4 protein-coding genes are annotated in these 3027 nt (G+C 39.0%); all 4 read left to right on the top strand.

Annotated features, from left to right (window positions below):
* Positions 1-266 (top strand): hypothetical protein (locus KKA81_13150; GenBank protein MBU2651870.1); only part of this gene is annotated, 266 nt, incomplete at its 5' end.
* Between the two features lie 30 nt (positions 267-296).
* On the top strand, positions 297-1031 hold the full coding sequence (locus tag KKA81_13155; GenBank protein MBU2651871.1) for a hypothetical protein: 735 nt from the start codon (positions 297-299) through the stop codon (positions 1029-1031).
* 107 nt (positions 1032-1138) lie between these two features.
* On the top strand, positions 1139-2059 hold the full coding sequence (locus tag KKA81_13160) for a hypothetical protein (protein MBU2651872.1): 921 nt from the start codon (positions 1139-1141) through the stop codon (positions 2057-2059).
* Positions 2060-2732: 673 nt separating this feature from the next.
* On the top strand, positions 2733-3027 hold a 295-nt coding region (locus KKA81_13165), incomplete at its 3' end, for a hypothetical protein (protein MBU2651873.1).

A 3027-nucleotide genomic window follows, 5' to 3' on the forward strand; every position in this document is an offset into this window, starting at 1 on the left:
ATGAAGATATTGGTAATGCGGCTGGGAAATATAAAAACCTGCATGAAGCATTGGGCGAATTGACGGAGCCTTTGGTAAAAAGTTTCAAGGACCTGACACAGGATATTCTAAAAACCGCTGTTGGCTACAAAAAACTGAACGAGGCATTTGGCCAGCTGACAGAGCCATTGCATAACAATCTTAACCAGTTGAGCAAAAACATCTCCAACGCATCAGACCGATATAAGGATCTGCACGATGCATTTGTTCAGCTAACAGAACCATAACGAAAAAATTTAAGTCAATTAAACGAAGATATGGATAATACATCATCCAGGTATAAGGACCTCCAGAAGGCTCTGACTGAAACCACTGAACCGATTCGTAAAAATCTCAATAGTTTGAATGAAAATATCGATGGCACCTCGGCAAGGTATAAGGAACTTCATGGTGTACTGGCTGGTTTAATCGGTCCAGTGAACAACAGTTTGAATGAACTAAATGAAAATATTATCCATGCCTCCGGTGGTTACAAGACACTGCATGATGCCTTTGGCGAACTTACCGATCCATTCAATAATAACTTGAATTCATTAATTAAAAATATTACTCAGGCAGCCGCCAGTTACAAGGAGCTTGATAATGCCTTCAACAAGCTGACAGATCCCCTGCGCCAGAACCTTAATATCCTGATTGAAGATATGTCCAGTGCATCTGAAAGATATAAGGAACTGCATAATACCTTGGGAGAACTAACCGGTCCTCTGAGTAACAGCCTGAACAACCTTGATAAAGATATAAGCGATGCTTCGGCCGTATACAGGGATCTTAGAAATGTACTTGGAGAACTAACCCAGCCAATGCGTGACAGTCTGAATACCCTGTATCAGGATATGACCAAAGCATCAAAAGGGGTCCAAAGCCTTCATTCAGCTATGAAGGATCTGGCTTCACTGCCGGTTCATACCCGGCTGTCCCAGTTGGTGGAAAAAATGGATAATAACAATGAAATGATTAAAAAAGCCTTATTGGATCAGTTCAAAACCAATTAACAAAATGGATTATACAAAGCCCTTTCTGTGAAAAACACATTAATACCGGAGGTGCCATTTCCATGAAAAAACCGGGTATTCCAGCATCAGCCAATCCTTATGAATCAATGGCTGACCTAATGATGATTATTCTGATTATCTTTCTACTCATAATTGTTTCACTGATACTGTCTGTTTCCACTCATCTAAATATTGTCAGTAAGGAGAGCACCTATTCAGGCGGTTTTCAGAGACCATCATTGATCGCTGATGCGATAATTGGAGATTCTAAAAAAAGTTATATTTTCACCTATCAGCTGAACTACGAAAAAGACATTCTGGTATCTGCAGATGTGGAATGTAAATTCAGCCCGCAGATGTTTGCCAATCTTCTTGCTTTTGTTGATCCGGGGGAGATTATTTATAAGGACCGCAAGCTGCCGATGCTAACCATTCGGAATAAAAATTATGAATTTGAAACAACACCGGATTCTTTTGAAGTACTTGATAGCGGGAAAATCAAAATTTGGAAAGACGGCATAAGCGGATTCATTGATAATTCCATAATGTGGGGGGTAATTAAAAGTATCTGGCCTGAATTTGATGCTGACGACTTTAGAATTCCCATTGCAGGCAGATTCCAAGTAAACCAAAGACCACAGATTTATTATGAATCCATCGAAAAGGGGGATCAGAAGCAAATAATCATCGGCCATTGTGTCCTCGATATTCACAGCAAAGAAATCGGTATCTTTAATTCACTGGCAACCGCTTTAACCGATTTCGTCTACCTGGGACCTTTTGATAAGGACGAACGAATCCAATTTTTAGTTAAATATGACGGTCCTGATGCGGCAAATTATTATGAAACATGGGCCCAGGCAAGCGATTCTTTTGAGGGTCCTTTTGTTAAATACAGCAAATCCCGTGAAGAATTCATCCGCTATCGCATGCTTCGAAACATTACTCCACCGCAATGGGTCAAGGAGGAGTTTCTTGATAAGATTGGAGCCAACTTGAAAATCATGGGTTCCACTGAAAATAAATAATTTTCATTTCCGTTGCATCTAAGGAGGATTGAACTACCCCATATGGCTTTTCGGCAAACAACCGGCCGTTTATAGCAAATGGTGTTGTGTTAAGCTCGAGAAAGAAAACAAACCAAAAGAAATCGCATTACTATTCGGCACTCTGGATTGCCCTTGTTTCTCAAAAGCGTTCGGGTGCTGTGAAACTCACAGCGCTCAAACTGCCATAACACACCTTTGATCGCTTCAGTGATGTGTGTTTCGCATGACAATGTGTAAAACGCTTAAGCTCCCATCTATAGGCTTCCTGAGGCCACCTGCCCAAGGTGAAGGAGGCTCCACTCAATAATGCTAAAAAATCTTCCATTAGCCCCCATCCTGCTTAAATCTTTTGTGACAATCTCCACGAGATGTACCACCTTGGCGGTTATACCTTGCTATATAGCTGTATATCTTCAGTAGATCAGAAGTATGTAAAAATTTTCCCATAGAAAATGTGATATTTATTGTCCAATGGGTTACTGAATCCAATCCGGTTTTCAAGCATAACTATTTAATATATCAATATTTTATCATAATTTTGGTTCTTTTGGCATAACAGTTGCTATACTGGCAGGAAAAGATTAACCGATTTATCGACAGTTAAAGAAAAATAAAAATAGATATTGAGGTAATTATGAAAAGGGTATGTACCATGAAAAAATTATATTTCTCCATTATTCCAGTTATTGGTTGTATTATGATATTTTTTATGGCCGGATGCGCTACAAATCAAGAATTTATCAAAAAACAGGTTGCCCAAGAAGTAAAGAAAGAGCTCAAAGATATCAATGATTTTCTTAATGTCGCCTATTCTTATAAAGATCCAAAGGCATTAGAAAATCTTTTCCAAATGGACAAAGGTCTGAAAGCAATAAAATATGACATTACCTGTTTGAAGCAAAAAATAAACAATTCCAGCATGAGAGATTCGAACGGTGTTGATTTGG

The sequence above is a fragment of the Bacteroidota bacterium genome (assembly GCA_018831055.1).
Lineage (GTDB): Bacteria > Bacteroidota > Bacteroidia > Bacteroidales > B18-G4 > M55B132.

Coding starts and splice junctions, on each gene's coding strand:
- KKA81_13155 (MBU2651871.1), top strand. CDS start 297: ATGGATAATACATCATCCAGGTATAAGGACCTCCAGAAGGCTCTGACT.
- KKA81_13160 (MBU2651872.1), top strand. CDS start 1,139: ATGGCTGACCTAATGATGATTATTCTGATTATCTTTCTACTCATAATT.